The 16,577-nt window shown below is 59.0% G+C and carries 18 protein-coding genes; 11 read left to right on the top strand and 7 right to left on the bottom strand.

The window, feature by feature from the left end; genetic code table 11:
• Position 1: 1 nt before the first annotated feature.
• The gene (locus ACK4R0_RS01710) at positions 2-1,000 is read left to right on the top strand and encodes a LysR family transcriptional regulator (protein ID WP_409669282.1); all 999 of its coding nucleotides are present in this window, start codon (positions 2-4) and stop codon (positions 998-1,000) included.
• On the opposite strand, the gene ACK4R0_RS01705 is transcribed toward ACK4R0_RS01710, so the two are convergent.
• Complete coding sequence (locus tag ACK4R0_RS01705) at positions 997-1,377, bottom strand: nuclear transport factor 2 family protein (RefSeq protein WP_409669279.1); 381 nt, start codon at positions 1,375-1,377, stop codon at positions 997-999. The two genes, ACK4R0_RS01710 and ACK4R0_RS01705, sit on opposite strands and share 4 nt — an antisense overlap.
• Here ACK4R0_RS01705 and ACK4R0_RS01700 point away from each other — a divergent pair.
• From ACK4R0_RS01700 to ACK4R0_RS01665, 8 genes are all read left to right on the top strand, one after another.
• Positions 1,376-2,674, top strand: a complete 1,299-nt coding sequence (locus ACK4R0_RS01700; protein WP_409669276.1) for a phosphotransferase — start codon at positions 1,376-1,378, stop codon at positions 2,672-2,674. The genes ACK4R0_RS01705 and ACK4R0_RS01700 overlap by 2 nt on opposite strands.
• A 17-nt stretch (positions 2,675-2,691) precedes the next feature.
• Entirely contained in the window at positions 2,692-3,465 is a 774-nt protein-coding gene (locus tag ACK4R0_RS01695) for an SDR family NAD(P)-dependent oxidoreductase (protein WP_409669273.1), read from the top strand.
• Positions 3,462-4,316, top strand: a complete 855-nt coding sequence (locus tag ACK4R0_RS01690; protein ID WP_409669270.1) for an SDR family NAD(P)-dependent oxidoreductase — start codon at positions 3,462-3,464, stop codon at positions 4,314-4,316. Before ACK4R0_RS01695 ends, ACK4R0_RS01690 begins: the two co-directional genes overlap by 4 nt.
• Positions 4,313-5,329, top strand: a complete 1,017-nt coding sequence (locus tag ACK4R0_RS01685) for a zinc-dependent alcohol dehydrogenase family protein (RefSeq protein ID WP_409669267.1) — start codon at positions 4,313-4,315, stop codon at positions 5,327-5,329. Before ACK4R0_RS01690 ends, ACK4R0_RS01685 begins: the two co-directional genes overlap by 4 nt.
• 1 nt (position 5,330) lies before the next feature.
• Positions 5,331-5,711 carry a limonene-1,2-epoxide hydrolase family protein gene (locus ACK4R0_RS01680; protein ID WP_409669264.1) on the top strand — a complete coding sequence of 127 codons (381 nt, stop codon included), beginning with the start codon at positions 5,331-5,333 and terminating at the stop codon, positions 5,709-5,711.
• Between the two features lie 70 nt (positions 5,712-5,781).
• Positions 5,782-6,498: a GntR family transcriptional regulator gene (locus tag ACK4R0_RS01675; protein ID WP_409669261.1), complete on the top strand. Its 717-nt coding sequence runs from the start codon at positions 5,782-5,784 to the stop codon at positions 6,496-6,498.
• Positions 6,492-7,607, top strand: a complete 1,116-nt coding sequence (locus tag ACK4R0_RS01670) for an NAD(P)-dependent alcohol dehydrogenase (protein ID WP_409669258.1) — start codon at positions 6,492-6,494, stop codon at positions 7,605-7,607. Before ACK4R0_RS01675 ends, ACK4R0_RS01670 begins: the two co-directional genes overlap by 7 nt.
• A 272-nt stretch (positions 7,608-7,879) precedes the next feature.
• Complete coding sequence (locus ACK4R0_RS01665; RefSeq protein WP_409669255.1) at positions 7,880-8,161, top strand: hypothetical protein; 282 nt, start codon at positions 7,880-7,882, stop codon at positions 8,159-8,161.
• On the opposite strand, the gene ACK4R0_RS01660 is transcribed toward ACK4R0_RS01665, so the two are convergent.
• Both ACK4R0_RS01660 and ACK4R0_RS01655 read right to left on the bottom strand, forming a co-directional pair.
• Complete coding sequence (locus tag ACK4R0_RS01660; protein ID WP_409669252.1) at positions 8,158-10,938, bottom strand: relaxase/mobilization nuclease domain-containing protein; 2,781 nt, start codon at positions 10,936-10,938, stop codon at positions 8,158-8,160. The genes ACK4R0_RS01665 and ACK4R0_RS01660 overlap by 4 nt on opposite strands.
• Positions 10,935-11,423: a hypothetical protein gene (locus ACK4R0_RS01655; protein ID WP_409669249.1), complete on the bottom strand. Its 489-nt coding sequence runs from the start codon at positions 11,421-11,423 to the stop codon at positions 10,935-10,937. The genes ACK4R0_RS01660 and ACK4R0_RS01655 overlap by 4 nt, the downstream gene beginning before the upstream one ends.
• 215 nt (positions 11,424-11,638) lie before the next feature.
• On the opposite strand from ACK4R0_RS01655, the gene ACK4R0_RS01650 reads away from it, so the two are divergent.
• On the top strand, positions 11,639-12,139 hold the full coding sequence (locus ACK4R0_RS01650) for a hypothetical protein (protein WP_409670925.1): 501 nt from the start codon (positions 11,639-11,641) through the stop codon (positions 12,137-12,139).
• Here the strand turns inward: ACK4R0_RS01650 and ACK4R0_RS01645 are convergent.
• The 4 genes from ACK4R0_RS01645 to ACK4R0_RS01630 form a co-directional block, all read right to left on the bottom strand.
• Complete coding sequence (locus ACK4R0_RS01645; RefSeq protein WP_409669246.1) at positions 12,030-12,311, bottom strand: protein NO VEIN domain-containing protein; 282 nt, start codon at positions 12,309-12,311, stop codon at positions 12,030-12,032. The two genes, ACK4R0_RS01650 and ACK4R0_RS01645, sit on opposite strands and share 110 nt — an antisense overlap.
• Positions 12,312-12,629: 318 nt before the next feature.
• Positions 12,630-13,400 carry a hypothetical protein gene (locus ACK4R0_RS01640; protein ID WP_409669243.1) on the bottom strand — a complete coding sequence of 257 codons (771 nt, stop codon included), beginning with the start codon at positions 13,398-13,400 and terminating at the stop codon, positions 12,630-12,632.
• 94 nt (positions 13,401-13,494) lie between these two features.
• Positions 13,495-14,040 carry a hypothetical protein gene (locus tag ACK4R0_RS01635; protein ID WP_409669240.1) on the bottom strand — a complete coding sequence of 182 codons (546 nt, stop codon included), beginning with the start codon at positions 14,038-14,040 and terminating at the stop codon, positions 13,495-13,497.
• Between the two features lie 118 nt (positions 14,041-14,158).
• The gene (locus ACK4R0_RS01630) at positions 14,159-15,043 is read right to left on the bottom strand and encodes a 3'-5' exonuclease (RefSeq protein WP_409669237.1); all 885 of its coding nucleotides are present in this window, start codon (positions 15,041-15,043) and stop codon (positions 14,159-14,161) included.
• Positions 15,044-15,405: 362 nt separating this feature from the next.
• On the opposite strand from ACK4R0_RS01630, the gene ACK4R0_RS01625 reads away from it, so the two are divergent.
• Positions 15,406-16,104: a DNA-binding protein gene (locus ACK4R0_RS01625; RefSeq protein WP_409669234.1), complete on the top strand. Its 699-nt coding sequence runs from the start codon at positions 15,406-15,408 to the stop codon at positions 16,102-16,104.
• The last annotated feature ends 473 nt before the right edge of the window (positions 16,105-16,577 follow it).

Raw genomic sequence — 16,577 nt, 5'->3', positions numbered from 1 at the left:
CATGCATCATCTCGACATGAAGCTGCTACGCAGCTTTGCGGCAGTGGCGAACGAGTGTTCCGTGACCCGGGCGGCGGAGCGCCTGAACCTGACCCAGCCTACGGTTTCCGGCCAGCTCAAGGAACTCGAGCAGACTTTGGGTTTTTCGCTTTTTCACCGGACCTCACGGCATGTTTCGCTGACCGATCAGGGTGAGCGGTTGCTCCCGAAAGTGCAGACCCTGCTCAACCGGGCCGAGGATGTGCGGCAGGAAGCCGAAGCAATGCAGCGGGCGACCATCACGCACTTTCGCCTTGGCGCTGCGATGTACACGATGGATTTCGAGGATCGCATCGAGTTGCTGGATGCGTTCACCAGTGCCCGTCCTGAGATGGGATATACCATCGACAACCGGTTACAGTCCGACCAGATCCGTGATCTGCTTCAGGAGCGGCTCGACGTCGCGTTGCTGCTGGGAATTGCGGCGCATGTTCCTCCCAACGAATTTACCCGCGATGTTCCCAAAGGCCTGATCACCAACGAGGTCCAGTACCCCGACTCGCTTGAAAGGGTGGTGCTGCGGCAGCAGCGCATTGGCTTGCTTGTGCCAGAGGACAGCGAATTTGCCGGCATGGACATCATCCCCAAGGATGCGTTGGCGGGCCAGCGTATCGCCATGTTGAGCGGAGAACATGGCGATGCGCTGATCAAGCCTCTTGTCAGCTTTCTTTTGTCTGAAGGCGCCGTGCCGTTGGCCCCGTCAGAAGGAAACGCGCTCGCGATCGAGCGCTATGCCCTGCGCCACCACACCTGTGCGATCGGCATCGGCTGGTTTCCCAGTCCAGCAGGCCTGGTCTGCAAGATGGTCGAGGGAATGGACTTTTCGATGGACCTAGCCGTCGTATTGGGCACATCACCGAACCGTGCGGCACGCAGGTTCTTCGAATTTGCCCAGCGCTGGCAGGCGATCCGCGAACAGCCGCACGGCAACATACAGGTTTTAGCCGGACGAAACGCCTAGCCCAGATCGAACGTGGCCAGCACATGCGCTGAATCGCTGTATTCGCGCACCTCGCGGATGCGGTTGCCATCAAAGTGGAACAGAAAAACATAGCGGTTGCTGTAAATGCGGCCATCCTTGAGCGGGCTTTCTGTCGTCGCCTCGATCATAACGGTGCCAGGCTGCTGGATTACCAGCCCCGGTACGATGACAATGCCTTTCACCATCTGGGCGTGCAACTGGCCCAACAGGCTGTCGAATTCCGCTACCGGGAAGTCCATCCCGCCGTTCCACCACCAGCGCGCGTCAGGGGTGAAGCTGCCCGCCGCGACGCTGCCTTTTGCTATCGCTGCCAGCACGGCCAGTGCCGACTGCTCGATTTCCATATCGCTGTTCATGCCGGCGTCCCTCTTTGTGTCTGGCCCGATTGTGTCTGGCAGCAATGTTCTGTTGCCGCCGCCCGGCCGGCAAATCGATTTAAGTCGCCAATTCATAGGCTTTGCCAATGCATCGGCGGCAAAGGCCAATTGGACTCTGGCGCGATCCAAAACCATCGTTGCCCACAAGGACTGCGGACACAGCAGTGCAGAGAGGAAAATCGTGAGCATCAGTAACGCCCCAGCCAGGCTGGTCAGTCCCGAACCCGTGCCGCGCCCGGAAAGCGTCGATGGCGAATGGCTTGAAGCAATGATGCACCGCGCCGGATATTCCGTGGATATTGCCGGCGTTTCCGTGCAGAGCATCGGCACCGGCCAGATCGGCGATACCGCCCGGCTGACGATCACCTATCGAAATGGAAGCGTACCTGGACCTGACACGCTGGTTGGCAAGTTCTCCTCGACCGATCCCACCAGCCTGCAGGTTGCGGCAGCATGGTCGTTATACGAACGCGAAGTGCGCTTCTATGATGAGCTGGCCACCTCTGCCCGAATCACCACACCGACCTATTTCGGTGCCCAGCTCGATGACGCTGGCGACTTTGCGTTGCTGCTGGAAGACTTGGCCCCTGCCGCACCAGGCGATCAGTTCAAAGGGCTCAAGCCCGATCAGGCGGTTCGCGCGGTACAGGAAGCCGCAAGGCTCCACGCAGCCTTCTGGGATCAGGGAGAGAGCGCCGCGCTGCAATGGCTGGACAGCGGACCACTCGCCCAGCCATTCTACGCGCCCGATATTTTCCGGTCGACCTGGCCCGGCTTTTTCGATCGGTACCACGACCAGCTGACCCACGAGCAGCGCACCGTCTGCGATGCACTGGCCGAGGGTTACGACGTCTACAACGCACCCCGCCCTCGCCCACGGTGCGTAACCCACAATGATTTTCGTCCGGACAATATGCTGCTGGACGACAGCCGTTTGTTCGTGGTCGATTGGCAATCGGTCGCGCTGGGTACCAACGCGGTCGATATCGCTTACATGGTCGGCGGAGCGTTCGATTCCGACGCTCGTCAGACGGTCGAGCCCGCGCTGCTGGCGGCCTATCACGACGAGCTCCTGCGGCAAGGCGTGACCGGGTATCTGCGCGACGAACTCGACGCCGAATACCGCCATTTCACGTTTGCCGGGATCAACGTGGCGGTCGGTGCTGCCATGCTGGTGCAGCGCACCGAGCGCGGCGACCGGATGTTCCTGACAATGCTCGATCGCCACGTCTCACATGTCGTTGACAATGATGCCCTGTCCTTGCTGCGAACATGACAGAGGAAACCAAACACATGGCTACAACCCCAATGCTCGATGGGAAGGTGGTAATCGTCACCGGCGCGGGATCGGGCATAGGCCGCGCTGCCGCACTGCTGTTTGCAAAAGAGGGCGCGAAGGTTTGTCTCCTCGACCGCGACGGCGACGCCAACATGCAAACCGCCGAGCTGATCGCCAAGACCGGAGCGGAAGCGCATTGCTGGACCGTCAACGTGGCCGATGAGGCCGCCGTCTCGGGCAGCATCGCCGTAATCGTCGAGACGTGCGGAAGGCTGGACGGCGCGTTCAACAATGCCGGCATCGAGATGGCCAACAAGCTGGTGCACGAGCTCGAACTGGCGGATTGGGAGCGGATGATGGACGTCAATCTGACCGGCGTGTTCTTGTGCATGAAGCACCAGACCAAGGCGATGGCGCCAAATGGCGGGGCGATCGTCAACATGTCGTCGGGCGACGGAATTATCGGGGCACCCTATGCAAGCGATTATGTTGCGGCCAAGCACGGCGTGGTCGGGTTGACGCGAGCCGCAGCGTGCGAGGCGCGCTACACCGGCGTACGCGTCAACGCGCTGCTGCCCGGACTGATCCTGACGCCGATGGTCGAGGATCGATTGTTCGGCAACCCAGCATTCGAAGCCCAGGTCGCCCCCATGGTCGAGCGGCATTCTATCGGGCGCTTTGGCAGGCCCGAGGAGGTCGCCGAGGCGGCATGCTGGCTGCTGAGCGACCGGGCATCCTTCGTCAATGGTGCTATGCTCACGGTCGATGGCGGATATACCGCGCGATGACAGCGCATCACACCGATCGCTTGGCTGGCAAGGTCGCCATCGTCACCGGGGGAGCATCGGGTATCGGCGAAGCAACCGTTCGCCGGCTGCATTCCGATGGCGCGCAGGTTGTAATCGCCGATATCAGGGCCGAAGCTGCCGATACGCTGGCTGCCGATATCGGCGGCGACCGGGTACGGGCCCATCAGATCGACATGATCGACACACTCCAGATCGAAACGATGATTGCCGAGACTGTCCGCACATTCGGGCGGATCGACATTCTGGTCAATAATGCCGGAATGGGATCATATGGCCGCGTTACCGATATCGATCTGGCGCACTGGCGCGACGTCATGGCGATCGATGTCGAGGCGGTGATGTGGGCCAGCCGCACCGCGATGCCCCATCTCGAAGTCAGCAAGGGCTGCATAGTTAACGTCGCATCGATCGCCGGTCTGGGCGGCGATTACGGGTTCGCAGCGTACAACACCGCCAAGGCTGCGGTGATCAACCTGACGCGGGCGATGGCACTCGACCATGCGCCTTCGGTCCGGGTCAATGTGGTCAGTCCAGGCCTGACCTGCACACCGCTGGCTGCCGGGCTTTATGAGAACCCCGATATCATGGCCGCCTGGCGCGATGGGTTGCCGATGGGACGGCCAGCAGAGGCGAGCGAGGTCGCCGCTACCATTGCCTTTCTGGCGTCATCCGATGCCAGCTATATCAACGGGCACAATCTTGTCATCGATGGCGGCGGGACCGCGCATACCGGCATGCCCAACTTCACCCGCGTCCTAGCGGGCAAGAGCCATCTCGAGGGAATGGCAAGCGCGGTGAACCGAGCGCCTGCGTCAGGAGTGAAGGAATGAGCGCGACCATGCGCGCGCTGCGCCTGCCATCCAATTCCAGCCTGGACCGGCTGCACATCACCTCGGAAGCCACGCCAAAACCGGGGCACGGCCAGGCGCTTGTTCGTATTCGCGCGACCTCGTTGAACTACCATGACTATCTCGTAGTCGCTGGCTTCATCCCTCAGCCAGCGGGACGTATACCGATGTCCGATGGTGCTGGCGAAATTGTGGCGCTCGGGGAGGATGTAAACGGTCTCACTGTCGGCGATCGGGTTATGGGGGCATTTTTCCCCGACTGGATCGACGGTGACCCCACCGAGCCCAACACCGCTGCGATCTCGGGCGAGACGGTGGATGGCTTTGCTGCCGAGTATGTCGTCGTGCCTGCTGCCTCGCTGGTCATCATGCCGCCGGGCTGGAGCTTCGAAGAAGCCGCGACCCTGCCGTGCGCTGGCTTGACCGCTTGGCGCGCCTTGCGCGTCGAAGGCAATCTTGACCGAGGAGCCTGCGTTATGTTGCCAGGCTCAGGAGGCCTTTCAGTATTTGCCTTGCAGTTGGCCAAGGCGATGGGGATCACCGCCATCGTCACCTCGTCCAGCCACGGCAAGCTCGAGCGGCTTGCCGCGCTGGGAGCGGACCATCTGCTGAACTATCGATCCACCCCCGACTGGGGCGCTCGGGTCAGGGAATTGACGGGGGGACGGGGCGCCGACCTGGTGCTGGAGATCGGCGGCCAGTCGTCGTTCGCACAATCTGTCACCGCCTGCCGGATGGGTGGCAGGGTGATGGTCGTTGGCTCGACGATGAACCCCGCCCCGGAACTGCCCTTGCGCGATGTCGTGATGCGGCACATCCGCGTCAATGGAATGGCGGTCGGCAACGTCGCACAGTTACGCGCTCTGGCCGATTTTGTCGCGGCTAACGGCATAAGACCGGTCATCGACCGGACCTTTGCAATGGACCAGCTTACCCAGGCTTTTGCCTATCAATTGACTGGCCAGCACCTTGGCAAGATCGTGGTGAGGGCCTGACATGGACTTGATCGCAACCACCGAGGCCTTCATTGCTTCGTGGAACCGACGCGATGCCGCTGCGATCGAGCGTGCCATGCATCCGGACGTCGTCTGCACCGGCATTCCGCTACCTGCAGCCCACGGTCGCGCAGCTGCCATGGCGATGCTCGCGCCGTTTCTGGAAGCCGAGGACATCGACTGGCAGATCACCGCAATCGCCAAGTCTGGTTCCGCCGTACTGATCGAACGAACCGACCGGTTCCGCTTCAAGGGCAGCCCGTGGACAACGGTGCGATGTGCAGGTGTTTTCCGGTTCGACGATGCAGGGTCGATCACAACCTGGACCGACTATTTCGATATGGCCGAGCTTGTCGCCGCGATGCCGACCGGCGCGGATTGAGGATGCGGCGATTGGACATCCCCGAACCTCCGCTCTGGCCGAAACAGCGATTATGGGGCAAAACTGCTGGATGACAGAACCATCCAGCGACATAGCCGCCGTCAAGCCCCCCGCCCGTTTGTTCGACCGCATTTTGCGCTGCATTCAGATGGGACAGCTGGTCCCCGGCCAGCATCTGTCGGAACGCGACCAGATGCTGCGCTTCGGGGTAAGCCGCAATGCTCTGCGGGATGAACTCAAGCTGCTGGCTGCCCAAGGTATCGTAACGCTAACGCCGCACCGCGGCGCGTTTATCGCGGCACTTGACCGCCAATCTGCTCTTGACCTGCTCGAAGTGCTCAAGCCTCTTTGCGAGCTGACGGTGGAACGCGCCGCGCTGAATTGCCGAAGCGACAAGGATCGCGCTGCGATGCTGGCGACGGCCCGGCACATGGTGGAAACGATCGCCAGTACAAGCCGCGCCGATTTTCTGGAGGCACGGCGGCAGTTTTACGCCCTCATGGTGCAGATCGGCGGCAATGCAGAGCTAGGCCGCTTCATCCCTTCTTCGCGGGCGGATCTGTTCCGCATCCAGTTCAACACCTTGCAGACGCGCGAGCAACTCGATGTTCACGCAGGCGATTATGCCCGCATAGCCGATGCCGTGGTCAACAACGATCCTGTCGAAGCGGTGATGGCCATGCGGAAGCATTTTGAACGCACGATCGACGCGCTGATGATTTTGCCGGCCCATCATGCTGCTTCCACCATCTCAGTTGTTACCAATGGAGACGTTCAGCCATGCTAGAAATTCAGGCAGCAGTAGCGCGGACACCGTCTGGCCCTTTCACGATCGAAGCCGTCCAGATTTCCGGTCCACGTGACGACGAGGTGCTGGTCAAAATCGCCGGCGTCGGCCTGTGCCACACCGACATCGTGTTCAAGGACCAGTTCGTTCCCTACCCGCTTCCGGCCGTGCTTGGCCATGAAGGCGCAGGCGTGGTGGAAGCCATAGGAACGAATGTACATGGCGTTGCAGTTGGCGATCGCGTCGTGCTGGGCTTTTCAAGCTGCGGCACCTGTCCGCGTTGCGACGAAGGGTTGCCAAGCTATTGCCGAACTTTCGTGCCGCTCAATTACGCTGGTCAGCGGCTCGACGACGGTTCCACGGCGCTCGCCGGCGGGGATGAAAGCATAGCGTCGCACTTTTTTGGCCAGTCGTCATTCGCCTCCCATGCCATCGTCCGCCAGCGCAACGTCGTCAAAGTGGGCGATACGAAGGCCGATCTTGCGTTGCTCGGTCCCTTGGGCTGCGGTTTTCAGACCGGCGCTGGCGGGATAATGCGTTCCTTGGCCTGTCCGGCAGGCTCGTCGCTTGCCGTATTTGGTGGCGGCCCGGTCGGGCTTGCCGCAGTCATGGGCGCAGTGATTCAGGGGTGCAGCATTATTGTTCTGGTTGAACCGGTGGCGGCCCGTCGTGATATCGCGTTGAGCCTAGGCGCGACCCATGTCATCGATCCTTCAGTAGAGGATGTGACCGCAGCAATCCGCTCGATCATCGCGCAGGGAATCGATTTCGCATTCGACACTACCGGCAACATCGGCGTGATCGATGCGGCGATGGCATCGCTTGGCAGCCATGGCGCGATCGGTCTGGTGGGCGTCCCCAAAAATGCCGACGCGAGCATCGCTGTCAACATCGCGCAGGTGATGACGTTCGGTCACCGGATCATCGGGATCATTGAGGGTGACAGCGACCCGCAGACGTTCATCCCGGAACTGCTGCAGCATCACGACGAAGGCCGTTTCCCGTTTGATTCGCTGATCAAGACCTTCCCGCTCTCGCAGATCAACCAAGCTATTGCGGACCAGGCGCGCGGCGATTGCGTCAAGGCTGTGCTGATCCCGGATACCTAGGGCGTCTCGGTAGTGCCGCTGTGCCTGATAAAGCGCGACCTCTACAATTACCCCCTAAGTTGGATATGCCCAAGCATTATGTTGCGGCTCGCCCCGAAGCGCAGATAGGCCTTGCTATATACGCAGGCGATATGCCCTCCGTCCAAACGCAGCTCAGTATTTAGGTTATGCCGATAGGAATGGATGATTACGCTAAAGGCCACCTGTATAGGCACTCATCCATTAGCAGAGCCTTCACTCTGGTGCTGGTAACTGGATTGCAGGAGGCATCAATGAACAAAAACACCTTACCGCCCGGCACTGCGTCACCTTATCCCAGCCCAATTCTCAGCAAACTGCGTGAAGCCGATGCTGACGTCGGCGCGGCCCTGAATTCGGCTTGCGGCGATTGTCCAGTGTCGGTCTGGCACTGTGCTGGCGAAAACATCGAAGCTCTGAAATGCTTCTGTCCGGCACTGCATCAGATTACATGGACCAAATCTGGCCCGGCTATCAAACTGTGCGATGCACGAGAGCACGAGATCGTCGCCTATAAGGCTCGGACAACGATCTAGAGCGAAGGCCCGAGGGTCGTTGACGGCTGGATCCGCAGTGGCGTTTTTTCGGAACGTACAGCCTGATTGTCTCGATCGTCTAACCGGGTTCCGTCCGCTCCAAGTAGATCATGGCGTTGTGCCGCATTCCAGGCCGACATGAGCCTAGCTCGGCGCGAGATAACATGTAACGCCTCAGCCATGCTGATGTTTTCGCCGGCAGGGGCGGCTGATGATGCTCTGACGGGACCAACCGCGGCAGCCCGGTGATCCATTCGGTCAACGGCTGAGATCGGAGATGCCCAACCGCTCGCCAGACCTGTCCGCTCAGCAAGGTCTGACAGCACGTCTTCTGCATAGCCCGACCGAAGCGGTGGCCTCAAGTTCACTACCGATGGAGAATGCGTTGCCAGCGCTCGGGCGACATCCAGCAATGAATGGCCGCGCTTGCTCAGTACGTTTGCAACCTCGAAGTCGATAGATCGGTTGCGATCTTCAGGTCGAAGGGACGGATCAACGGCGCGTTCATCGAAGATTTCGTCCCACATGTCGACGAAGAGTTCAGCAACCTCGGATTTCGGGGTTTTTGCGTACAATGCCGATTTTGCCTGCGCGCGATCAATCTTATCGGCTTCCACGGCAAGTGCTTCGCGAACCTCACTGTTATCGAGCGCCGAAGCAAGGGTGATCTTGGCGCGATGTTCTGCAGGGGATCGACCCAGCACGATCTGCCGCACCGCTTCCTCGCCACGACCTTTGCGCAGCAATGCCAAAACTGCCTTGGTCTCAATTTGGGAAAGATGTTGGTCGGTGATCGCGATCCCAGCTGGCAGTGCCCGCAAGCTCGACGACCAAGCCTGCAGATATTCAACAGTCCCCTGGCTATCGCTGTCGCGTGGCTTTGCAGCAGCCATCAAGCTATTCCGCCGGTCGCGATTAGAATTCGAGGCTTCGGCCCGCGCATTCCTTTCGGCCTCGGCCGCTATCCGGGTTGCCTCGATTCGATACGCGCGGTCACGTTCGTGAGCCAATTCAGCTTCGAGCAGCTGACGCCGCCGCTCAGCTTCCCGGGCAATGGCGTCAGATTGGGCCCGATTCAATAAAGCAGCCATTGCTTCCGCCTTCGCGGACGAAGCTTGCCGACGTTCGCGCGCAAGCTGATCCTCCTGTTCGATACGACGTCGTTCGGCTTCACGGATTGTCGCGTACAGTTCGGAATGCAGAACAGCACAGGCAGCAATGCGCGCAACTTGGGTAGTTTGCCTAGCCGAAACGGTCTGGCCTGCTTCGACGCGCGCATGATCGGACCAAGCTCGTTCCTCAGCGGCCCTCCGCTTTCGCATGGCCTGCGTATGTTGCGCTTGCAGAGCCGCTGCGCGAACCTTCAATGAATCGACAGCGGCGCGAAGGGGAACTGCAAGCGACTGGATCTGCGCATTCATCTTTGCGGCGCTCTGCTTGATTTCAAGGAGGGATGCAGCCAGCATCGACCGCATCCGATCAAGGCGGCGTCCGCGAGTCTCGGTCACCTTATTGGCAAGATTACGATGCACACGCGCGGCATCCGTATCGCCCACGGCGGCGCGCTGCTGCACGAACTCAATAAAAACTGGCCTTTTGCGAGCAGGCCCACCCGTGATGAGCGCGAAGTCGAGTTCGGCTTTGGCCCTGGCTTGCAATTCCCGCCTGAGCCTGCCGCTGGCAGCCTTTAAGCCTGCGGGAGTTGCATAAGGCTCCATAGATTCTGCGAGCTTAGCAGCCTGTAAGGCGATTAGGCCCTTTTCGCGCTTATGCCGCGCGAAAGCAGCCTTTCTCCTTGCAGCAGTTCGGTGCCACTCCTTTAATTCGTAACGGAATTCTGTCTGGAGCCGACTGAAACCCGTATCAAATGTCCGCTCAGGCTTATTGAGATTGACGGGTCTGCCCGCCTTCCTTGCCTCCCATTGGAGGAACGGCTGATCAGCGGTTGCATCGAGTTTGGGCATTCCGCCCAAGCCAAACGCGGCAATCTTAACGAAGTCGCGTGCGTCCGACATGCTGCATACCTGCAGCCCCCGCACTCGCTCCCGTTCCCCATATTTGGCGATGCGAATTTTTAGGCCATGCTCCGCCAAGGCGTCAGTACGTTGCTGCCAAGTGGGCAATAACAGTGCGGAACGTACCTGGTCGAAATAGCGATCTTGCAGCGCGACATCGCCGCGTGCATTCAATCGCTCCTGCTGCCAGCGCTCGAGGCAGGGCTCGGCCGCATCGCCAACTTTAGGGGTGGATGCCAGCTGACGAAGGCCCCATTCACGCTCGACCTCACGAGCCAATTTGATCAAGCGACTGCCAAGATTGCTATCCCAAGCGCGGCTCTTGACCGATCCACGAGGAAGATTTGCTGCTTCCGCCGCTGTCACCGCCCTTCCCTGCGCCTCGGACCAAAGCACTCGCGGCGGCGCATTTCCAAAATCGTCTAATTCGCAAACGGCGACATGCACATGGCCATCATCGTGCGCGATGGCAACGAAGGGGTGTCCATCGAGACCCGCGGCACGCACCATCCGGCGTGCAAGCTCGGCGTTTTTCTCATCACTAAGACCGATTTCGGCACGACCAATCAGATGGACAACTGGACGCGTTCGGTCAGGCGACAACGCCGCATTATATGCCATTTGTGCAGCAGCCGTGCGCTCATCGTACACGCCATGGGTCGCAATGATCCGCGCATCTCCACGATGCCCGTGTTGGCCATGGCGCAATAGGTAGTCAAACAAACCGTAGAAATCATTCCCACGTTCGCACTTCAGGATCATCGCCGGATCAATCTAATCAGCTGATCAATCGCGTTGGAAAGTCTTGGAGAAACGTCGGATTCGCTGTCATGCAGTCGAACCAGTAGCTGCTGCATCAGGGACGGCAGTTCGTACAGTACTCGATGCCGATGCTCATCGGCGATGAAGACGGGATCGATTCGGTCCAACCAATCGATCATCTTTTGGAGGTCCTTGCGCATCGCTCGCAGGTCGCTGCCAACGTTGCCCAGCAATGCCAGCACTTCCTGGCCGCCTGGCATCGGCATACGCCTGTCGACATCAGACGACCGCGCTTTGCGCTCGGGCTTTACAGCCTGCATCTGCGGGACATGCGATCGGAGCCAGTCCTGCTTGGCGTGTTCGCCAGAAAAGCCGGCAGCCGCGATGTGGGCAGTTAAGGCCGAGTAGTTTTCCGCAGTGAGTTTCACCCGAAAATCCTTCGGCTTTGCCCGGGCCGGTTTTCTTATCTTGGTTGCGACGGTCATGCGCATTGACCCAAAGCGGGGAGGGTGCGGGAGGGGCTATGCCCCAACCGCCAACGCAAGTCGTTCCACCGCCCATGGCGACAGAGCAAAGCGACAGAGGCCATGGGCGAAAAAGGTGGACACGACATTCCTTGCTACCTCTCTAACGTTACCTCCCTATTATCTTTCATTCTATTCGATTTGCAAAGCGTATTTCTTCATCCTATATTCTAGAAATGGAGAAAACGATCATGGATAACAAGCATAGAACCAAACAACCCGTACGACAGGCTACCGCGAAGGCATCATCTTCGTTCAATCTGGCGGATAGTTTCGAAAACGACCTGCTTCGAGCAACGCAGGAGCATATAAGGAAGATTGAGTTAGACCGCAAAAATCGCGTCAACTTTGACAAACTTTTGGCCGCAGTAATCGATCAAGTTTTAAGATGCGAGGTTAACCTCCAGCCCTCAGAGGTAGCCATCGCAACAAACCGAATATTAGCAGATTTGGTTAACGCTGGTACAGTAATAGGTACGCTTCCGAGCGAACCGCGGATAGAAGCTGCTGTAAGAAAGCACCTGAGAACACGAACAGACAGTGCCGCGGGTTCAGCTGTCTCGACGCCTACGCAAGTCGCGCCGAGAAGGACGTTGCCGTCAATTCCAGAAAGCCCTCAAAAGGCGGACGAAGCGCAAACACACTCGGTCGCCTGGCAAAATCATACACCCTTATGAGATAGCGACGGCCACTGCGCTCGCGGGGTACGCCGAGCTCATTACGCGATATGAAAAAGGGCGACCGCTCCCAGCGGTTGGTCGTTTTGAAGTCGATCAGGCTTCCGCGTCCAACCTGTACAAGGCAGGCGATGCCTAGCCAAAACTGTCGCGATCCTGATCGGAGATTCATCGCACATGAGCCGCCAGATCATGCCCCCCAGCGTCTTCAAAGTCGAGCGACCGTGGTGCGGAACGACCTCTTTGAGAACTTCCAGCGTCGAACCGCGCAACCAGGCAACGAAACGGGTGGTGTTTGTGAAGTAACGTCTGACACGGTATCGCCGGGCTATGCCCGGCACGTGCGCAACGTCGGTCGCTTCGGCACAGGTGATCTCGAAATTACCCTGTCGAAGTGCCCTGATGTCGGACGCGCGTAGTCGCTGTTGCAGCAGTCGTTCGGCGTATCGCAACAGGAGGCGGGGAGAGAGCCCTCCCCCCGCCTTGCTCGCTATCCTGCCATTGCGTGCTCATCGCTGATCATGCCCGCGAGCCCTGCACAGGTCCGCTCGAGCTTGGCCTGTACCGTCTCCGTGAGGGTGGCGTTGCGCCGCAGCCACTCGAGCACCGCGAGGGCTGCCGCCCAAGAATCGATGCCCTGCTGTCCCTGCGAGCGTAACCATGCGAGATGTGCGATGGCGAGCAAGCCGCAGTCCAGCTGGACATGGGCACGGACATCAGCCCAGCCTTGATCGTCATGCGGAAAGCGCACATGTTTTTTGCCCGCCATCAGGAAGGATGGGAGCCCGATACGCACCAGGACCTCGGACAGGTGATGCCAGGTCTTGCCGCCGTTCTTGATCGCGAGGCCGAGGTCAAAATGGCGACCTGGCGCGTCCAAGTCCCGGTAGCGCGGCCGCTCGGCTCGAAATTGCTGGGGCAGGACGAGCGAGTATTCCTGAGCGGCCAGCTGGAGCAGTTGAACATCGGTGGCGATGCTGCCGAATCCGACAACGGCGCGATCAGGGCGGGCATAGAGATGATGAAACAGGTCGCGGACAACTCGCCGCTCATCGCAATCTTTTTCGGCTGCCCAGTGCGCAATGCCCTCGCAGCTTATTGCGCCGTCGGCTGACACGCTGACGTCAAACACAGCGGCGGCAAAGATTCTTTTGCTGGCGATGCGGTGGAATGGCTGGAGTTGGGGGTTGATGCGCTGCGAGGCGGCATGCAGCCCTTCGTCCCAAGCTGACTCGGTGTCAAAGTAACTGAACTTAAGCATGTGTCGTGTCCTAGAATCGCCAAAGGCCGCCCTTCTGGGCGGCCTTTGGCATTAAGTTTGCAAGGTTGGACCGGACTGTTGCCCGGCGGCCGGATTAGCTGAAAAGAACCAATGGCGCGCGACGCTGCGGCGGGGTTGGCACCGCCCCAGATTCGATCGTCTGGGTGTCGGCCAGGTGTTCGCAGGCCAACAAATCTGCAGTCTTCTTGATCCGCCGCATTGCCAATTTCCTGACAGTTCGTAGGTCGGCTGGCTTGACGCTGAGGCGGATCATGCTCCCGCGGGAATCAACTGCGAACTGTCGGTCAGAACGGAGGCAGACGAGACTGACACCATTGCCTTCTGAAACGGAGGGCATGCAATTGGTCATGACCTCAACATGGTCAAGCTCGCGCCACACAACCGTAAAGCCGATCGGCTTATGTACAATCGCGTTCTGGAACGACACGTGCACCAAGTCCTTCCCGATCTCTTGGGCGATGCGCGCCAACTCGGCAGACGCTGGCACATCAACTGGCGGGCCGAACATATATCCGATCCCGTCATTTGCGAGTGCATGCAGTGGCAAGCCCATCTCGATTCTAAGCGCATTGACATAGTTCTGCTGCCGCAGAGCATTTGAAGTGTAGGTTGCATTCATAACGTTCATTCCTTGTGATACGGCCTTTTGGCCGGAGCATTTTTCCCGTCTTCTGGGTGCTCACTAAGACTGTTTCTCTTGGGTTTGGGCCGGGCCGCTGTCCGCCACGGCCACGACCTCAGCGGTGCCGCTGGTGCCACGTGATTTGGGTTACCTTGGGTGCCGGACCGAATGGCGTGACGTGGCGCCCGATCCACAAGATCTCTGCGTCAAGATTTTGCTCCATGACCTCGATGCACCAAACCTTGTTCGCTGCATCCCACCGGTAGCCACGGGCTTTCAAGATCGACCGCGCATCAAAGGGAGCCCGGGTCGCTTCCACCCGAAAAGTCGGCTTGGCAGCGTTGGCGAGCAATGCACCGAGCACCGGTTGACCCGTTGGCAGCGGATAAGCCAGCAAATGGATCAAGCTGATCACGTCCGCGAGCGCGCGGTGCCCCGAATTGTAGAACCCGATCTGGGCAAGCAAGTGCCCCAATGCGCGGCCGTCGAGTTGCGCATCGACCAGCCAGTCAAAATCGGCCAACGAGCAGGCCCAAGCTGATTCTGCGGTACAGGGAAGCAGGTGGCGGAGAAAAGACAGGTCGAAGGCAGCGTTGTGCCCGATAAAGACGTCAACCTGCCGAAAATCCTGCTCAACCAGGTCAAGGTCGATCGCTTTTCCGCGCACGTCAGCGTCGGTGAGGCCGGTGAGCCGAGAAACGCGGCTTGGGATCTGCATGCCCGGATCGCAAAGCGCCTCCCGTGCGGCAATGACATCGACTATGTCGCCGGCAGCATCAACCAGCAGGATCACGTAACCAAGATCGATGATCTGGTCTCGCGTCGCGTCCTTGCCGGTCGTTTCAGTGTCGATCACCGCGATTGTCGTAAGTGGCTCAACCGGCTGTTTACGGACGATAAAGTGCTCCAGACGCGCGGCAGGCAGGAGGACGCGGATGTTCCATTCATCACTATCCCCGCCTAGTGTGCCAGACGGAGCGTTATTCGGTATATCGGTCATTGTAGTCCTTAAGACCGAACCTGAGAAAAACTTTTTTCCCATCACAAATTCGATCAAAAGGGCCGCAGCTGCCCGGTTTTCCATCCGCTAGGACATGCGTGCGCGGATATGCCTAATCCCTGTGGAGCGGTCGGTAGTATGCGAACATGGACCGACCCGGCGCGGGGGTACCGCGACGAGGCGTAGTCGGAGGCACTGCCATGCGTATAAATGGAGTTATTGGTTGAAGGGGTGGCTTGGCATTCACGCCGTCCCTACTTCTACAAAAAAGGCACTGGTTACAGCTTATTAAGCTAGGGACACTATCTCGGGTGGCGCCAGAGGAAATGCCATACGTATTCATATGTATACGTATGAATGCAGTGGAGACCCGCAACGTGAGTCAAGCCAGGGGAATTCAATACGACACGGTGGCGGCCGTCGCAGACAAACTCGTCGCTGCAGGCGTCAAAGCTGACCAGATCTCTGCAATTATGATTCGTGAAGAGACCCGTACAGGCAGCCTGACGACTATCATTAATCACCTCAGGCAATGGAAGATTCATTCCACCAAAGCGATCGTACCGGCAAACTTTACCAGTGACGATATGGCTGCGATTCTCATGGTGATGACCAACAAGGTTCAAGAGGCTGCGAACCGTGTCCGTGATGAGGAACGCGCGGCCCTCGAAGTTAAACTTGTAGAGATGGAATCGTTAAGAGATCAACTCCATGCCGCAATGCAACTAAATTCCGAGATTGAGGCTGAACGGGCTGACGCTGCCGACAAAGTGGAAATATATCGCAAGGAGCTTCACGAAAGTCGGCTGCGAGAAGCTACACTTAAGGGCGAGCTAACAGCACTGAAGCAGGCGCTAGCGCGTTTTGAGCCAACTGCACCGACCTGGGCGCATGGTGGTCCTGATGATCGGAGCAATGAGAATTTCGGCCATCGCGAGCAGGCCGGAGCGCCTTCCCCACACCAAGCGGCCGTAAGCAGAGAACTAGGTTCGGCAGTCGCCAAAGTCGTTGGGGAGGCTATTCAACGCAATGGTGATGACCCGCAAAAGAAGCCTTCCTGAAACGCAAAACTGCCACCGCTACCCATCGGATTGCGGCTAGAGCTGCACAGAAAATTGCCACGTCGATGATTTTGCCCGTGCTACGATTTCGGGTATAGGCGGCCCAAGCTGGGCAGTGTCAGCTGTCGCCCCACTTTCTTCCCTTCAGAGCAATTGGCAGCAGTCGACCCAGACCCGGTCGTTCAGACCAGCCGGCATAAGCGTCCGCTCCTCACAGAAGCTGCCGATATGACGCCCGGAGCCGGGCATTCGGCATTGCCCCCTATCTTGGTCATTCGACCTCTTCGGCCCTGATCCGCAAGCTGCCGAGGCTAGATTCGATATCAGGGTTCAAGCCGAGGCTGATAAATGGTGAGCAAAAAACGTCATTTGCTGTCGGCTATTGGAACGCCTTGGCTTTCTGTCTCGTTGTTGAATCTTACCCCTGTTGCAGGGAAACTTTTCAAGGGGCGAACCAATTGGCCTGACACATG

This window comes from Blastomonas sp. (genome assembly GCF_046294995.1).
Classification (GTDB): Bacteria; Pseudomonadota; Alphaproteobacteria; order Sphingomonadales; family Sphingomonadaceae; genus Blastomonas.
Note: the sequence above shows the minus strand (reverse complement) of the source record. Positions and strands in the feature narration are given on the sequence as shown.